Source organism: Thiohalobacter thiocyanaticus (assembly GCF_003932505.1).
Taxonomy (GTDB): Bacteria; Pseudomonadota; Gammaproteobacteria; order Thiohalobacterales; family Thiohalobacteraceae; genus Thiohalobacter; species Thiohalobacter thiocyanaticus.
Window position 1 is genome coordinate 186960 of the sequence record NZ_QZMU01000001.1, and the last position, 17261, is coordinate 204220.

At 66.1% G+C, this 17261-nt stretch carries 12 protein-coding genes; 6 read left to right on the forward strand and 6 right to left on the reverse strand.

Going from position 1 to position 17261, the window contains the following annotated elements; genetic code table 11:
* Positions 1-158 precede the first annotated feature (158 nt).
* Positions 159-2123 (forward strand): SLC13 family permease, encoded by a 1965-nt coding sequence (locus tag D6C00_RS00890; protein WP_177433191.1) that lies wholly within the window; start codon positions 159-161, stop codon positions 2121-2123.
* 37 nt (positions 2124-2160) lie between these two features.
* On the opposite strand, the gene D6C00_RS00895 is transcribed toward D6C00_RS00890, so the two are convergent.
* The 5 genes from D6C00_RS00895 to D6C00_RS00910 form a co-directional block, all read right to left on the reverse strand.
* Positions 2161-3597 (reverse strand): translocation/assembly module TamB domain-containing protein, encoded by a 1437-nt coding sequence (locus D6C00_RS00895; protein WP_158675237.1) that lies wholly within the window; start codon positions 3595-3597, stop codon positions 2161-2163.
* A complete protein-coding gene (locus D6C00_RS15360) occupies positions 3485-4090 on the reverse strand; it encodes a hypothetical protein (protein ID WP_158675238.1) in 606 nt (201 codons plus the stop codon). The genes D6C00_RS00895 and D6C00_RS15360 overlap by 113 nt, the downstream gene beginning before the upstream one ends.
* Before the next feature lie 2 nt (positions 4091-4092).
* Positions 4093-5901 carry a translocation/assembly module TamB domain-containing protein gene (locus tag D6C00_RS00900; protein WP_125179893.1) on the reverse strand — a complete coding sequence of 603 codons (1809 nt, stop codon included), beginning with the start codon at positions 5899-5901 and terminating at the stop codon, positions 4093-4095.
* Positions 5898-7631, reverse strand: a complete 1734-nt coding sequence (locus D6C00_RS00905) for an autotransporter assembly complex protein TamA (RefSeq protein ID WP_125179894.1) — start codon at positions 7629-7631, stop codon at positions 5898-5900. The genes D6C00_RS00900 and D6C00_RS00905 overlap by 4 nt, the downstream gene beginning before the upstream one ends.
* 95 nt (positions 7632-7726) lie before the next feature.
* The gene (locus D6C00_RS00910) at positions 7727-8368 is read right to left on the reverse strand and encodes an adenylate kinase (protein WP_125179895.1); all 642 of its coding nucleotides are present in this window, start codon (positions 8366-8368) and stop codon (positions 7727-7729) included.
* Between the two features lie 175 nt (positions 8369-8543).
* Between D6C00_RS00910 and D6C00_RS00915 the strand changes: the two genes are divergently transcribed.
* The 3 genes from D6C00_RS00915 (at position 8544) to D6C00_RS00925 (ending at position 13157) form a co-directional block, all read left to right on the forward strand.
* Positions 8544-9221: a TVP38/TMEM64 family protein gene (locus D6C00_RS00915; RefSeq protein WP_125179896.1), complete on the forward strand. Its 678-nt coding sequence runs from the start codon at positions 8544-8546 to the stop codon at positions 9219-9221.
* Positions 9222-9321: 100 nt separating this feature from the next.
* Positions 9322-12048 carry a cation-transporting P-type ATPase gene (locus D6C00_RS00920; RefSeq protein ID WP_125179897.1) on the forward strand — a complete coding sequence of 909 codons (2727 nt, stop codon included), beginning with the start codon at positions 9322-9324 and terminating at the stop codon, positions 12046-12048.
* Positions 12045-13157, forward strand: a complete 1113-nt coding sequence (locus D6C00_RS00925; protein ID WP_158675239.1) for an acetate/propionate family kinase — start codon at positions 12045-12047, stop codon at positions 13155-13157. The genes D6C00_RS00920 and D6C00_RS00925 overlap by 4 nt, the downstream gene beginning before the upstream one ends.
* A gap of 178 nt (positions 13158-13335) precedes the next feature.
* Here the strand turns inward: D6C00_RS00925 and D6C00_RS00930 are convergent, their stop codons facing one another.
* Positions 13336-15726, reverse strand: coding sequence for a phosphoketolase family protein (locus D6C00_RS00930; RefSeq protein ID WP_125179899.1), 2391 nt, complete (start codon positions 15724-15726; stop codon positions 13336-13338).
* A gap of 149 nt (positions 15727-15875) precedes the next feature.
* Between D6C00_RS00930 and D6C00_RS00935 the strand changes: the two genes are divergently transcribed.
* Positions 15876-16523, forward strand: a complete 648-nt coding sequence (locus D6C00_RS00935; RefSeq protein ID WP_125179900.1) for an MlaC/ttg2D family ABC transporter substrate-binding protein — start codon at positions 15876-15878, stop codon at positions 16521-16523.
* Between the two features lie 22 nt (positions 16524-16545).
* On the forward strand, positions 16546-16869 hold the full coding sequence (locus D6C00_RS00940) for a hypothetical protein (protein ID WP_125179901.1): 324 nt from the start codon (positions 16546-16548) through the stop codon (positions 16867-16869).
* The last annotated feature ends 392 nt before the right edge of the window (positions 16870-17261 follow it).

The window sequence follows — 17261 nt, forward strand, 5'->3', positions numbered from 1 at the left end:
GAAGTGCGCCTTGTCCTGGCCCATTTGCGAGACTCTGAGCATTACCGAACTTCCCACATGGCCCACTAGCGCCACGCGCTGCATGCCATCCCTGTCAATCCGCCGCCCGGCTGGTAGAATTACGCGTCTTTGTGCCAGCCGAATCCCAAGGTGTGAGCGTGACTGAAACCCTGAGCCTGAACAAGAAACAGATCGTGGCAGCCATCCTGTTCCTGGCGGCGGGTGTCTATATCGCCGGCGTCGTGCCCACGGTGGAGATCGCCTGGGTCAGCGCCTTCCTGCTGTTCACCATTTTCCTGTTCGCCTTCGAGGTGGTCGAGGTCGATGTCGCCGCCGTCACCGTCATGGTGCTGCTCGGACTGAGCGCGCTGTTCGCGCCCCTGATGGGTCTGGAGCAGGGCCTGGTGGATCCCAACAACCTGTTCAACGGCTTTGCCAGTAACGCGGTGATCTCCATCATCGCGGTCATGATCATCGGCGCGGGCCTGGACCGCACCGGCATCATGACCCAGGTCGCCGGCTTCATCCTGCGCGTCGGCGGCTCCACCGAGGCCCGTGTGATCCCGCTGATCTCGGGCACGGTGGGGGTGATCTCGAGCTTCATGCAGAACGTGGGCGCGGCCGCCCTGTTCCTGCCGGTGGTCTCGCGTATCTCCGCCCGCACCGGCCTGCCCATGTCGCGCCTGCTCATGCCCATGGGCTTCTGCGCCATCCTCGGCGGCACCATGACCATGGTCGGCTCCAGTCCGGTGATCCTGCTCAACGACCTGCTGCTCACTTCCAACAAGACCCTGCCGCCCGACCAGCAGATGGACACCTTCGGTCTGTTCGCCATCACGCCCATCGGTATCGCCCTGGTGAGCACCGGCGTGATCTATTTCATTCTGGCCGGACGCTTCGTACTGCCCACTCAGACAACCGCCGGCGAGGAAGGCCGTAGCCGTGGCGAGGACACCAAGCAGTATTTCCAGGAGGTCTACGGCGTGGGCTACGACGTCATCGAGGTCGAGGTCCCCGACAGCAGCCCGCTGGTGGGCGCGGACCTGGACCGGGTCGAGCACGACTTCAAGGTGCGCGTCATCGCCGTGGACAAGGGCGACGGCATCCGTGTCGGGACCGCCGGCGTGGACCGCAGCCTGGGAATCGAGGCCGGCGCCCGGCTGGCCCTGCTCGGCACGCGTGATGCCCTGGATGGCTTCGTCGGGGCACAGCAGCTACGGCTGCATCCGGACCTGGATCGCTTCAGCGAGGTGCTGATCCCGACCAAGGCCGGTATCGCCGAGATCGTGATCCCGCCCGGTTCCCGGCTGATCGGCAAAACCGCCCGCGACCTGTGGCTGCGCAAGACCTATGGCCTGTCGCTGCTGGCCATTCACCGCGGCGGCAAGACCGTCAGCCGCGAGGGCGAAGGGGTACGCGACATCCCGCTGGAGTCCGGCGACACCCTGGTGGTGCACACCACCTGGGTGGATCTCGCCCGGCTGGAGAGAAACCGCGATTTCGTCATCGTCACCACCGAGTATCCACATGAGGAGGAACGCCCGCACAAGGTGCCGCACGCGCTGGTGTTCTTCGCCATCACCCTGGCGCTGGTGCTGTTCACCGATCTGCGTCTGTCGGTGGCGTTGCTGACCGGCGCCGTCGGCATGGTGCTGTCCGGGGTGCTGTCCATCGAGGAGGCCTACCGGGCGGTGAGCTGGAAGACGGTGTTCCTGCTCGCCTCGCTGATTCCGCTGGGGCTGGCTGTGGAGACCACCGGTACGGCCAGGTACATCGCCGAAGAGGTGGTGGCCCGGGTCGGCGATGCCGCCCCCTGGGTCATTCAGGCGGCCATCGCGGTCCTGGCGACCTTCTTCACCCTGGTGATGTCCAACGTGGGGGCGACCGTGCTGCTGGTGCCGCTGGCCATCAACATCGCCGTGCAGGTCGGCGCCGACCCGGCCATCTACGCCCTGACCGTGGCCATCGCCACCTCCAATTCCTTCCTGATCCCGACCCACCAGGTCAACGCCCTGATCATGGGCCCGGGCGGCTACCGGGTGCCGGACTTCATGCGCGCCGGCGGCATCATGACCATCCTGTTCCTGATCGTGTCGCTGACCATGCTGAATGTGGTGTTCTAAGTAAGGTGCCAGGTGCCCAGCACCTGGAACCTTTTTTTCATCTTTCGATATTGAACAGCAGATCGGCGCCGGTCTCCACGCCGACCTCGCTCTCCAGGCTCCAGCGTCTGGACAGCTCATAGCGCAGGTTCAGGGTGCTGAGGCTGTCGAACAGCCCGACGCTGTAATTGACGTACAGACGCGGCGAGAGATACTTGCCCAGCACCAGGGCTGCGTCCTGCGCGGTCTCGCCGCCGCTGACACTGACCTCGTCCAGCCCCAGGCTCTCTCCGATCCGGCCGGCCAGGGCATCGCCGCCCTTCACCCCCATGGCCGTGGCGGCGCGCAGCAGCAGCTGGCCTTCGGCGCCGGAGGCTCCGGCCATCGGCCGTCCCAGCATCAGATAGGACAGCACGTCGGCCTCGGCCATGGAGGGGCGTGAGAACAGCTCCAGTTCCGGCTGTTGCAGATACCCGCCGAGGCGGATGCCGGCGGTGACTTCGTCGACCCGGCGCACAGCGGTGGCATCGATGGCGGGATCGTCCACCGGACCGCCGCTGTAGATCACCCGGCCCCGGCTGATTTCCAGTGCCTGCCCATAAGCCGTGTAACTGCCATCGACCACCTGCAGTTCACCGCTGGCTCGGGTGAGCTGGCCCGGTTCGTCGATCAGCTCGAGCTGGCCGGCCAGCCGGCCGCTCAGGCCATAGCCCTCGAACATGACCGCATCGCCCAGACTCAACTGCAGCCGGGTGTGGACCTGCCAGCGAGGCGACTCGTCGGGGCTGTCCGTGACCACGACCACGTCGCGCGACGGTCCCACCGCCCCGCTGAAATCGCGCGGCTCGAGCCGGGCCTGCGGAATATGCACACTGCCGGTCAGATCGATACGCGGCGGCTGTACCTGCAACTGCAGATCCGGAGTAACGGGCAGGTGCGCCTCGGGCAGGTCCAGCACCAGGAAATCCTCGCCCTGCAGCGCCAGCCGTGCGGTCCAGTCCCGGAGATTCCTGAATCCCAGCTCTCCGTTCAGGTCGATCCGGCCCGCGCCGGAACGCGCCCCCCCCTGCAGCTGCAGCCGTCCGCCGGGCGCGGAATCCAGGCTGAGGGCGACGTCCTCCAACCGGATCCCTGCCGCGGGCACCCACAGGGCGGCTTCACTCAGACGCGTACCGACGCTGAATTCCGGGGCCGCCAGGCTGCCCCGGATACGGGTGTCGAGCTGCAGCAGTCCCTCCACCCCGGTAATCGCGGGCACGAACAGTTCAATCACTTCCAGCTGACGGATGTCGCCCTGCAGGCCGCCTTCGATCGGTTGCGTTTCCGGCGCCACTCCGGGTACGAAACCGGGCAGCTCCAGCTGCGCCGTGAGGCGGTCCTGTTCAAGCAGACCGAAGCGTGCGCGGGCCTGCAGGCCGGTCGCGTCCAGTCGCCAGTCCACCTCGCCCTCGCCGCGCGGCAGACGCTGTTGCCCCTCGCCCTCGCCCCAGGCCACCGTGCCGGCCGGGATCCTGATCTCTCCCTCGCTGCTCAGCGGCCGCCTGCTGTGCCGCCGTGGCCGTCGCCGACAGGCTCGAGTCGAATTCCACATCGACCGGCAGCCAGGGCTGGAGCCGGTTCAACGGCAGACCGTTCAGGCTGGCCTCGGCCTGCCAGGCGGCATAGGCCTGTTCGGCCTGGCCCTCGAGGCAGAGTTCGGCCGTGGCCTGGGTCCAGCAGGCCGGCGCGAGCCGGGCCATCTCGCGCCCCGCCGTCACCTCCACCGGTACGGACAGCGTCCAGGCGCCGGTCTCCGGCAGTTCCCAGTCCAGGGTGGCGAGACGGCCGCGCCAGTCGGGATCGCTCCAGCCGCCAGTGAGCGCCAGGCTGAGGCCATGACCGGGACCGCTGGCCTCGAGTCGCAGCCGGTGTTCGGCCAGGGTGCCGTCCAGGCTGGCGGTGACCGTCTTCAGCTCGCGTCCCTGCCAGGCCCAGTCATTGCCGCTCAAATTTATGTTAGCGGGCCGGTCACGCCATCCAGTCCGGCATCGAAGTCAAGCATGGCCCGCGCCAGGGTCAGCTGTGCCAGGCCGAGTTCCTGCACTTCGATTGCGCCCGTCGCCCGGAGCTGCGGCCAGTCGCCGCGGAGCCGGCCCTGCCCCTGCAGGGCACCGTTCATCCCCGGCAGACTCGCGGCCAGGTCGGGAAAGTCCAGTTGCCAGTCCAGCCCCTCCGGCATGCCCGGCCCGCCGTGCAGGGCGAGCCGGTTGTCGCCGGTGCGCAGTTCCAGATTGGCGAATCGCCAGCCCCCGGGAGCGGTATCGAAGCTGCCGCCGCCGCTGATCGGCAGGCCACGCAGCCGGCCGTCCAGCGTCTGCAATGTCACCTGTGCGGTCAGGGCCTCGTTGCGCATGTCGCCACTGGATTCGATCCGGGCGGCCAGTTCGCCCGGCCAGTCCGGCCAGTGCCGGCCCGGATCGATCCCCTGAGCGGCAAGCTGCAGCTGCCAGTCCAGGCCATCGCTCCACCCGATTCTGCCATCGGCCTGGAGTTCGCCGCCGAGCAGACCGGCCTGCAACCGGGTCAGATCGAAGCCGGCTGCATCGCCCCTGCCCTGCAACTCCAGTTGCGTCTCCGGCAGGGCCTCACCCGCCAGCGCGCTCTGCAGGTTCAGGCTGAAAGCCTCCACTCCGCCTTCCCACACCAGGCTTCCGGCCCGGGCGCTGAAGGCCGGGTTGGCCGGCGGCCAGTGCAGCGCCGGCCAGTCCAGTTCCAGCCGGCCGCGGGCGGCATCCAGCGACCAGTGGCCGGCCAGCTGCAGCCGGCTGTCGGCCAGGCGCAGTTCGGCGTCTTCCAGCCGGTAGTCGGTCCAGCCGTCGTGGCTCGCCCGGCCCTGGAGTTCGAGCGGCTGATCCTGCAGCTGCGGATGATCCGAATTCAGGCGGGCCTCGAAGCGGGCCTGGTTCAGATCCCCTTCGGCCTGCAGCACCAGTGCGAGGCTGTCCGGGGGCAGTGCGGGGGCAAAGGTATTCAGGGCGGTCTCGGGCAGACTGAGATCCAGTGACCATTGCAGCGCGGCAAGGGGCTGTTGCAGCCGCAGTTCCAGCGCTGCCGCCGCGGGGCGTTCCAGCCGGTGTGTCAGGAGCAGCGCATTCCAGTTGCCGCTCAGCTCCCCGGCGCCGGCATAGGGCGGCAGGTCGGGCAGTTCGGCCTGCCAGTGAAATGCCAGTTGCGTCTCGCCCGCTGCGGCCAGCGCGATATCGCCACTGGCCTGCAGGCCGATCCCGGGCAGGGCCAGATCCAGCTGCTGCAACTGCAGCTGATGTGTCTCGGTCCCGGCGTCGAGATAAAGATGTTCCAGGGTCAGTGGTTGCCCTTCAGGCGGAATGAACTCGAGGCTCTCCACTCGGATATCGCGCAGAACGATTCGCAGCGGCAGCCGGATATCGGGGGGCTGGAATTCCGTTGCCGCATCCGCAGGTGCGGCTGGCGCGGGCGCCGGTGCCAGCCGCACGCCCTCCAGATGCAGCCGTTCCACGATCAGGGCCCCGCGGCTGAGCGCCGCGGGTGACCAGTCGAAGTCCAGTCGCTCCAGGCGGTAGTCGCCGGCCTCCCCGGTGAAGCGCAGACCACGGATCGCCAGCGGGCCGGCCAGGCGGCCGTCGACGCCGTCCCAGCGCAATTCACCCGGCACCAGCCGGGCCGTCAGGGCCAGGCCGGTGCGCAGGCCGCTGGCGGTCAGGGTGAGCCACAGCAGCACCAGTATCAGCACAGCCAGCAGGCCGGCGCTGACGAGGCCAACCAGACGCAGCGCCCTCACAAGTCGGGCCCCAGGGTGATGTGCAGGCGCAGCGGGTTGTCCGGCCGGCTGACTGCCGAGGCGATATCGACCCGCAGCAGCCCGATGGGTGACTCCCAGCGGACACCGATGCCGGCGCCGGTCTCCAGCTCGTCGCCGAAATCGTCCAGGGCATTGCCGGTATCGACAAACACCGCGGCGCGCCACTTGCCCCTGATGCGGTGCTCATATTCCAGACTGCCCGTCATCAGGTGGCGGCCACCGATCACCTCGCCGCTGGCATCCGTCGGGCCGAGTTTCTGGTAGTCGAAACCGCGCACGCTGCGATCGCCGCCGGCGAAGAAACGTACCGAGGCCGGCAACTGGTCGAAGTCCGACATCCAGGTGGTGCCGATCTGCCCGCGGGTGAGGATGCGTCCGCGCGAACCGAGCGGGAGGATGTACTTGGCCCCGGCGATGAGCTGGGCAAAGCGGGTCTCCGACAGCAGTTCCCTGGTCGCCCCGCGCAGTTCCAGCTGCGCCCGCCAGCCATGGCGGGTGATCAGGGGGTCGTCGGCCTTGATGTAGGTCCAGGCGACACCCGGCATGAGCAGCATGGTGCTGCCGCGCTGATTGCCGAGGCGGAAGTCCTCGTCCAGGAAGGTCAGGGACAGGTTCTCGCGCAACCGGCCGCGGGCCCGGCTCAGGTTCGCCGCCAGGCTGCGGGAATCGCTGTCCACTGTGGCGCTGTCCTCCTGTTCCACGGCGCCGGTGAAGCTGAGGCGGTCAGTGCGGGGGTTGCGTACCGGTATGCCGTATTCCAGGGTCGCGCCCTGGCGGATCTCCGAGGCCTTGAGCTCGGTGGTCAGGGTATGCCCGCGCCGGTTGAGGCGGCGCACCTCCCACCCCAACCGGCCGCGCACGCCGCTGTCGGTGCCGAAGCCCAGGCCGGCGGTATAACGATGCCGCTTGCGCGGCGTAAGCCGCACCTCGATCGGGATGGCATGGTCCTGCGCGGCCGCGCGCTCGCCGACCACGCTGACCGATTCGAAGTAGTCACTATCCAGCAGGGCCCGCTGCAGTTCCAGCAGCTTGCGGTTGGAATAGGGCTCGCCGGGGGCGAAGGTCAGGTACTTGCGCAGCAGCGGTTCGCGCAGGCTGTCGTCATCGAAGCCGACCTCGCCGAAGCTGTAACGCCGGCCGGTGTCCAGGTGCAGCATCACCGCCGCGCTGCCGACATCCGGATCGATGCGCAGCTCGTGCCGGGTGTAGGCGGCATCCAGATAGCCCAGCTCCAGGGCCCTGCTGAGCAGGGATTTCTTCAATGTCTCGTAACGCGCGTGCACGGCAATGTCGCCGAGGCCGAGTACCGGATCGTCCAGCAGGGCCTGCAACTCGGGGATGTCCTGCCCCGGCCCTGACAGCTCCAGTGCCAGTTCACGCACCCGGACCGGTTCCCCCGCATCGATGTGAAACTGCGCCCGCCAGCCTTCCTCGGTACGCTCCAGCCGGGACTCGATCTGCGGGCGGTAGTAACCGAAGGGCTCGAGGGCGGCATGGATCTCCCGTTCCGCCAGACTGAAATAACGTCGCACCCGTACCTCGGACGGCGCTTCGCGTTGCTTGAGGGTGGTCAGGGACAGCAGGGTGCGGACATTGTCACGCAGCCTGTCCTCCTCCAGTCCCTCGATGCGGACATCGATGTCAGCGGCCGGCACCAGTGGCGGACACAGGGCAAGGAACAGAAAGGGCAGGAACCGGCGCAGGGACATGGGACGGATTATACTGAATCCGGGAAAACCGACATGCCTGCAACGAAAAACCCCCGCACGGCGGCGGGGGTTTCGGGACAGCGGACCGGGCGGAATCAGCCGGCCAGTTTCTCCTTGATGGTCCTGACCACCTCGTCGCTGGAGGTGGCGTTGACATCCACCAGCAGACCCTCGTTGCGGTAGAACTCGACCAGGGGCGCGGTCTTTTCGTTGTAGACGTCGAGCCGGTTGGAGATGGCCTCCTCGGTCTCGTCGTCACGCTGCACCACGGTGCCGCCGCACTTGTCGCATACGCCCTCGACCTTTGGCGGGGCGCTCTTGACGTTGTAGATGGCCCCACAGCCGGTGCAGGTACGGCGGGTGGTCAGGCGGTCGAGGATGACCTCGCGCGGCACTTCCAGATTGACGGCCATGTCGAGCTTGATGCCCAGTTTGTCCAGCAGCGTCTTGAGCTGCTCGGCCTGGGGAATGGTGCGGGGAAAGCCGTCGAGCAGGAAACCGTTGGCGCAGTCCGGCTCCTGCAGCCGCTCTCCCATGATGCCCATGATCAGTTCGTCGGGCACCAGGTCGCCGGCCTTCATGTAGGCCTCGGCCTGCTTGCCCAGTTCGGTGCCGTCCTTGACGGCGGCACGCAGGATGTCACCGGTGGAGATCTGCACCGACCCATCGACGTCGGTCAGCATCTTGGCGACCGTACCCTTGCCCGCACCGGGCGCACCCAAAAGAATCAGCTTCACGGAATTCCTCCTTCATCCTGTCGAATCGTATGCCCGGGCAGGCGCCCGGTGTGGGCGGCAATTGTGCGCGACTCGCCCGGCAGGTTCAATCCATGAGCATTTCTTTAGCAGACATAGAAGATATTGATGGCCTCGGCCTGTATACTGAGCCGCCTGAAAACGCCTGCGGGACCACATGCCGATACGACATTCCCATCGCTGGCTGGGCCTGGGGCTGGTGCTCCTGGCACTGGTCCTGACCTGGCGCTGGTCGCCCCTGTCGGAGTGGGTCGAGCCTCAGCGTCTGCTCGGGGCGCTGGAGGCGGTGCGCACGTTCGGCTACGGCCCGCTGATTGTCATCGGCCTGTTCGTGATCGGCGGCCTGCTGATCATGCCGGTCACGGCCCTGATCGTGGCGACCATCCTCACCTACGGCGCCCTGACAGGATTTTTCTATGCCCTGCTGGGCGTGATTGCCAACGCCGTTGCCGTCTATGCCGTCGGTGCCCATTTCGGTCGACGCGGGATCCGCCAGCTGGTGGGCGAACGCATCAATGCGGTGAGCAGCCGGCTCGGCCAGCGCGGGATTCTGACCGTGTTCCTGCTGCGGGTGATTCCGGTGGCCCCCTTCAGCATCATCAATCTGGTGGCCGGCGCCTCCCATGTCAGCTTCCGGGATTATCTCATCGGCACACTGCTCGGCATGGCACCGGGAATGATCGCCATTGCCCTGTTGATCGACCGCATCCTGGCCATCGTCCGCAATCCCACACCGCGGGCCCTGGTCGTGTTTGTCGCCGTGGTGGCCGTACTGGCCGTGGCCGCCCTGCTGCTTTCGCGCTGGGCGCATCGGCGCCGGAAGGGCGGCGCCTGACCTGCGCCAGCGCTTTCAGAACCCCGGTTCACCGTCCCCGGTGGATTGGTTAGACTGGGCTCAGTAGCCCCCATCCCGCCAGCAGGAAAATCATCCGATCATGGCCGATCCCGCTCCGACCGCCCCCGCCAACTGGCATGCCAGCGAACCGCAGGCCGCCTTCGACCACCTCCGGACCGACCCTCAGGGACTGGATGCACAGACGGCGGAGGCACGGCTGGAAGAATACGGCCGTAACGAGCTGCGCCCGCCCGAGAAACAGAGTGGCCTGAAGCGCTTTCTGCTGCAGTTCCACAATCTGCTGATCTACGTGCTGCTGGGCGCAGCCCTGGTCACCCTGCTGCTGCAGCACTGGGTGGACAGCGGCGTGATCCTGGGCGTGGTGATCATCAACGCCCTGATCGGCCACATTCAGGAAGGCAAGGCGGAAAAGGCGCTGGATGCCATCCGCCGCATGCTCTCGCAGCAGGCCATGGTCCGGCGCGACAATGCCTTCATCACCCTGCCCGCCACCGAGGTCGTACCCGGCGACATCCTCAGCCTCCAGTCCGGCGACAAGGTCCCGGCCGATGTGCGCCTGTTCAAGGTCAAGGATCTGCGCATCGACGAGGCGATTCTCACCGGCGAGTCGGAGGCGGTGGAAAAGGACACCCGGGCGGTGGCGGAGACAGCCGTGCTGGGCGATCGCAGCTGCATGGCCTATTCCGGCACCCTGGTCACCTACGGCCATGGCCAGGGTGTGGTGGTCGCCACCGGCGAACAGACCGAGATCGGCCGTATCAGCGGCATGCTCGGACAGGTCGAATCCCTGACCACCCCCCTGCTGCGGCAGATGGCGCAGTTCGCACGCTGGCTGACCGGTGCCATCCTGGTACTGGCCACGGCCACCTTCGTCTACGGCGTGGGCTTCCAGGCCTATTCCGCCGCCGACATGTTCCTGGCCGCGGTCGGCCTGGCCGTGGCCGCCATCCCGGAGGGCCTGCCGGCCATCATGACCATCACCCTGGCCATCGGCGTGCAGCGCATGGCCCGGCGCAATGCCATCATCCGCCGGTTGCCGGCGGTCGAGACCCTGGGCTCGGTCACAGTGATCTGTTCCGACAAAACCGGCACCCTGACCCATAACGAAATGATGGTCCAGGAGATCCTGTGCGACGGCAAACACTTCGAGGTCAGCGGCTCGGGCTACGACCCGCACGGGGAATTCACGCTGGACGGAAAACCGGTCGATTCCGATACCGAAGCGGTTCTGAAGGAACTCATCCGGGCGGGCATCCTGTGCAATGACAGCAGCCTGACCCGGGACGAACAGGGCTGGCATATCCACGGGGATCCGACCGAGGGCGCCCTGCTCACCCTCGGCCGCAAGGGCGGTCTGGACCTGGCGTATCAGCATGAACAGTGGCCGCGCACGGATGTGATTCCCTTCGAATCCATGCACAAGTTCATGGCGACCCTGCATCATGACCACGCCGGCCACGCCTTCATCTATCTCAAGGGGGCGCCCGAGCGGGTACTGGAGATGTGTACCTGCCAGCGCATACAGGGCGAGGACGTCCCCCTGGACCATGAGGAATGGAGCCGACGCATGCACACCATGGCCGCACGCGGGCAGCGGCTGCTGGCGCTGGCCTACCGCGGTGCCGCGCCGGAACAGCGCGAGTTGCGCTTCGAGGACGTCAACGGCGGACTCACCCTGCTCGGGGTGGTCGGCCTGATCGATCCGCCGCGCGAGGACGCCATCCAGGCCATCCGGACCTGCCGCAACGCGGGCATCACAGTGAAGATGATCACCGGCGATCATGCCGTCACGGCGAAAAGCATCGGTGAGCAGATGGGTATCGGCGAGGATATCCAGACGGTCAGCGGCACGGATCTGGATCAGTACGACGACGCGCAGCTGCAGCGGGCAGCAGGCGGATCCAGCGTGTTCGCCCGTACCAGTCCGGAGCACAAGCTGCGCCTGGTCTCCACGCTGCAGGCCGGCGGTGCGGTGGTGGCCATGACCGGCGACGGCGTCAACGACGCCCCGGCTCTGAAGCGGGCCGATGTCGGCATCGCCATGGGGATGAAGGGCACGGAAGTCTCCAAGGAGGCCTCCGAGATGGTCCTGGCCGACGACAATTTCGCCTCCATCGCCCATGCCGTGGAGGAAGGACGCACCGTCTATGACAATCTGAAGAAGTCCATCCTGTTCATCCTGCCGACCAATGGCGGCCAGGCCCTGGCCATCATTGCCGCCATCCTCAGCGGCTACATGCTGCCCATCACGCCGGTGCAGATCCTGTGGGTGAACATGGTCACGGCTGTAACCCTGGCACTGGCACTGGCCTTTGAACCGGCGGAGAAGGACGTCATGCAGAGGCCGCCGCGGGATGCCCGCGAACCGCTGCTGTCCGGATTTCTGATCTGGCGCATTCTGCTGGTCTCGCTGATCCTGGTCAGCGGCAGCTTCGGCCTGTTCATCATGGAACGCAATGCCGGCGTCCCGATCGAAATCGCCCGCACCATCGCGGTCAACACCCTGGTCAGTTTCGAGATCTTCTATCTGTTCTGCGCCCGTTATCTGCTGGCGCCCTCGCTGAACTGGGAGGGTCTGACGGGCAACCGCTATGTGCTGATCGCCGTGGGCGTGCTGATCCTGCTGCAGCTTGCCTTCACCTATCTGCCTCCGATGCAGTATCTCTTCGACACCGCACCCATCGGTCTGGATGCCTGGGGCAGGATCCTGCTCACAGCCCTCAGCGTGGTGGTGATCGTGGAACTGGAGAAATGGATCATCCGCCGCTACCTGAGGCGGCGACAGCGGCGTGTCGCGGCATCATGACGCGGATACTGACCTTCAATGCCGGCAGCTCCTCGCTGCGCAGCGCCCTGTACCGGGTCAACGCCGGAACCGCGGACTGCCTGTGGCAGGATCACCGGGAGCAGCCACCCGAACAACTGGGGCAACAGCTGGACAGCATGCTGGCGGCAATCCCCCTGCCGGTGGACGCGGCCGCCCACCGGGTGGTGCATGGCGGTCCGCAGCTGTGGCGGCCCGCCCGCATCTCGGCGCAGGTCGAACGGGCCATCGAACAGGCCGGCGAACTGGCCCCGCTGCACAACCCGCACGCACTGAACCTGCTGCGTCAGGTCCGCGCGCAGCTCGACCCGGAACTGCCGCACATCGCCTGCTTCGACACCGGCTTCTATCACGACCTGCCGGCCGTGGCCGCCACCTATCCGCTGCCGCATGGGATCAGCACGGATCAGGGTCTGCGCCGCTACGGCTTTCACGGGCTGGCCCACCAGTCCATGCTGGCCGGACTGTCTGCATGCCACAGCGCTGCATCCATGCCGCGACGGGTCATTTCGCTGCAGCTCGGCGGCGGCTGTTCCGTCACCGCCACGCTGGACGGCCGGGCACTCGACACCTCCATGGGCTTCACCCCGCTGGAAGGCTTGATGATGCGCACACGCTGCGGCGATATCGACCCCGGTCTGCTGTTCCATCTAAAGCGCAGCCTGGACCTGTCGGACGCCGGACTGGAATCCCTGCTCAATCACGACAGCGGTCTGCTCGGCGTCTCGGGCCGCAGCGGCGACATGAAGACCCTGCTGGAGGCGGACGACGACCCGTCCCGCCTGGCGGTGGAGTTGTTCTGTTACCGCGCCCGCAAGTATCTCGCCGCCTACACCGGCGTGCTGAGCGGTGTGGATGCCATCCTGTTCGGCGGCGGTGTGGGCGAGAACGCCGCGCCGGTGCGCGCCGCCATCCTGGAAGGGCTGGAGTACCTGGGCATCCGGCTGGATCCGGACCTCAATTCATCCACACAGGGTGAACGCCGGCGTATCAGCGCCGGCGACAGCCGGGTCGGGGTATGGGTCATGCCCGTCGACGAGGGGGCGTTGATGGCGCGGCAGGCGGCGGACCTGCTGGATCAGGGGATATGAGCCGTGAATGAACGCAAATACACCAAATCAATGAATGCAGCACGTAGGTCGGGTTAGCGTAGCGTAACCCGACAACCCGCGGCATGCTGGGTTACGGTGCCATTCACCTAACCCAACCTACTACTGCTGACTCAACCTGCAACACCCGCATCCTTCAACCTGTCTCCTGTATCTGCCGTCAATACGGCCACTCCCACTCCAGCACCTCGGGCAGGTCCTGGCCGTAACGGCGGATTGTTTCCCGGTGCTCGATCAGCTTGTCGCGAATCGCCTGCTTGGCATGGGCGGCCAGATACCCCAGCCGCGGCACCCGGTCGATCACGTCACTGGCCAGATGAAACCGGTCGATGTCGTTGCGCACCGCCATGTCGAAAGGCGTGGTGGTGGTACCCTCCTCCTTGTAGCCGCGCACGTGCAGGTTGGCATGGTTGGTACGGCGGTAGGTCAGCCGGTGGATCAGCCAGGGATAGCCGTGATAGGCAAAGATGACCGGCTTGTCGGTGGTGAACAGGGTATCGAAATCCAGTTCATTCAGACCGTGGGGATGCTCGGTGTGGTGCTGCAGCGTCATCAGGTCCACCACATTGATCACCCGGATCTTCAGGTCCGGCACCAGCTCGCGCAGGTAAGCCACCGCCGCCAGGGTCTCCAGGGTTGGCACGTCACCGGCGCAGGCCATGACCACGTCCGGCTCGGCGCCCTGGTCGTTGCTGGCCCACTGCCAGATGCCAACGCCGGCGCTGCAGTGCTTGATGGCGGCGTCCATATCCAGCCACTGCGGCTGCGGCTGCTTGCCGGCGACGATCACGTTGATGAAATTACGTGAGCGCAGGCACTTGTCGGTGACATAAAGCAGCGTGTTGGCATCCGGCGGCAGATACACCCGGATGACATCGGCCTTCTTGTTGACCACATGGTCGATGAAGCCGGGGTCCTGGTGCGAGAAACCATTGTGATCCTGGCGCCAGACATGGGAGGTGAGCAGATAGTTCAGCGAGGCAACGGGCCGGCGCCAGGGGACCTCACCGCCGGCGACCTTGAGCCACTTGGCATGCTGGTTGAACATCGAATCAATGATATGGATGAAGGCCTCGTAGCAGGAGAACAGGCCGTGGCGGCCGGTCAGCAGATAGCCTTCCAGCCAGCCCTGGCAGGTGTGCTCGCTCAGGATCTCCATCACCCGGCCGTCTGGTGAAAGGTGCTCGTCCTCGGGCAGGCGCGGTTCCATCCAGGTGCGGGCGGTTTCCTCGAACAGGGCGTCCAGCCGGTTGGAGCTGGTCTCGTCGGGGCCGAAGACGCGGAAATTGGCCCGTTTGCGGTTGGCGCGCATCACGTCCCGCAGCAGTTGGCCCATCACCCGGGTGGCCTCGGCCTGCGTACGGCCGGGTTCGTTGACCGCGACGGCGTAATCCCGGTAATCCGGCAGGCTCAGATCCCGCAGCAGGCTGCCGCCGTTGGCATGGGGGTTGGAGCCCATGCGCCGCACGCCGGCCGGCGCCAGTTCGGCCAGCTCGGGCAGCAGTTCGCCCTGCTCCGTGAACAGCTCCCGCGGCCGGTAGCTCAGCATCCAGTCCTCGAGCAGTTGCAACCGTTCGGGGTGCTGGTCCAGACCGGTGATGGGCACCTGGTGGGCGCGCCAGAAGTCCTCGACCTTCTTGCCCTCGACTTCCTTCGGCCCGGTCCAGCCCTTGGGACTGCGCAGAATGATCAGGGGCCAGCGTGGACGCCCGTGTTCGCCGCTACCGCGGGCCTGCTGCTGGATCTCCCGGATCCGTTCCACGGCCGTGTCCATGGCGGCGGCCATGGCCTGATGCATCGGTTCGGGCTCACAGCCTTCGACAAACAGGGGCTCATAGCCATAGCCGGTGAACAGGCTGGCAAGCTCCTCGCGCCCCATGCGGGCAAACAGGCTGGGACTGGCGATCTTGTAGCCATTCAGATGCAGCACCGGCAGCACGGCGCCGTCCCGGGCGGGATTGAGGAACTTGGTCGAGTGCCAGGCCGCGGCCAGCGGGCCGGTCTCGGCCTCGCCATCGCCCACCACGCAACAGGCGATGAGCTCCGGATTGTCGAACACCGCACCGAAGGCATGGGCCAGGGAATAGCCCAGCTCGCCGCCCTCGTGGATCGAGCCGGGTATCTCGGGCGCGACGTGACTGGGAATACCACCTGGAAAGGAGAACTGCCGGAACAGCTTGTGCATGCCGTCTGCGTCAGGGCTGACGTCGGGATAGAACTCGCTGTAGCTACCTTCCATCCAGGTATTGGCCACCAGCGCCGGGCCGCCGTGCCCGGGACCGGTGATGAAGATCATGTCCAGATCTCCGCGCCGGATGATCCGGTTGCAGTGCAGGTAGATGAAATTCAAGCCGGGTGTGGTCCCCCAGTGGCCGAGCAGGCGCGGTTTGACATCCTTCAGCTCCAGGCTGCGGGTCAGCAGGGGATTGTCGAGCAGATAGATCTGGCCGACGGACAGATAGTTCGCGGCCCGCCAGTAGGCATCCAGGCGGCCCAGTTCGGCGGTGCCCAGCGGGCTGGCTTCAATGGTGGCGTACGCGGGAATGGACATGTCGGCTCCTGCAGGGACTACCAGAAAGATAAACGCTGCTCAGGTGATTGCAAGCGGCCCCGGGTCGTCAGCCCCGGGCGCTATCCAGCCGGGCCCGTGACAGGTACACTGGCAAGGCAGAAACGCAACCTTGAGGGTATGACAGCCACATGACAGGGCTCACTGCCGCCATACGGTATCCGGGCAGTCTCATCCTTCTGCTCGCCGGCCTGCTGCTGTGCCCGGCCGCGATCGCCGAAGCGCCGCCAACCTCTCAGCCTGCCGATCCGCGCGAGCTGGTCATGCGCGTCTCCAACGAGCTGGTCGAGGCCCTGCGCGAACAGCGCGAGGCCATTCAACAGGACGAGGCCATCGCGCACCGGCTGGCAGACCGGATCGTGGTGCCTTATATCGACTTCGAACGGATCTCGCGCTGGGTACTGGGAAAACACTGGCGTCGTGCCAGCGAAGAGCAGCGCGCAGCCTTCATCGAAGGCTTCAGGCAGCATCTGATGCGCACCTACGTCAGTTCGATGACCGCCTATACCGACGAGATTCTCGCGCATGCCGATCAGGTCGACTATCCTCCCCTGCGCAATCCGGATGACAGCGACCAGGTCACGGTCCGCAGCCGCATTTCCCTGCCCAAGGGCGGGACGGCACAGGTCGATTACACCATGGTCAGGACCGATTCCGAATGGAAGATCGCCGATCTGGCCATTGACGGGATCAGCCTGGCCCTGACCTATCGCAAGGAGTTCTCGGCCCAGATCGCCCGTGGCGGACTGGATGCACTGATCGCAAGGCTGAAGGAATAACAGATAACGGAAGGAGGCGGACATGCCTGCTCATCCCGCAATCCTGAACTGGGAAGGCAACGAAACCATCGCCGAAGCGAAACGGCTGATCGATCAGCGTACGCCGCTGGAACTGCAACTGCCGCCGGATCTGCATTTCGCCCTGTTCAGCCGGCTGTGCGCCGAGGAGCGCAACCAGCCCGAGTCTGTCGAAATCGAGGGAGGACCCGAACTGCTGGAACAGATAGCGCAGATCAGTGCGCTGGCGGCGCTGGCAGACCTGGTCGTCCCTCTGCGCGAGGCCGGTGCGGGGGTACGGGTCATAAGCCCGAGCCCGGCGATCCTGATTGATTTCAAGAACGGTTGAAGTTCCCGGACGGGGTGTACGGGATACCGGGTACGGCACGAAAGGGAAAGTGGTAGCGGGGGCCTGCTACCCGATCTCTACAGCAACCGTGAAGCGGTACCTGATATGCCGGCAGCGGACACGCAATCGATAGGCTAAATGACTGGAATATAAACATCCCTCGCAATTCTGGGCCGCCGCCCCTTCCCCGATGCAACTGCGGCCACCGCCGGCCCAGCCCCCTTCTGATTTCCCTCGCTGCCCAGCCCCCGCTGGTTCCTTGCGCGTACAATGCGCCCCACGCCCGCCGTCTGGCAGGACAATCCAGGCAGGCAGCCACAGGGACAGCTCAAACTGACCCCTTCCACCCCACAAAGCCTCTGTCGAATCTGCGTCTCGCACCCCTCTCCCGC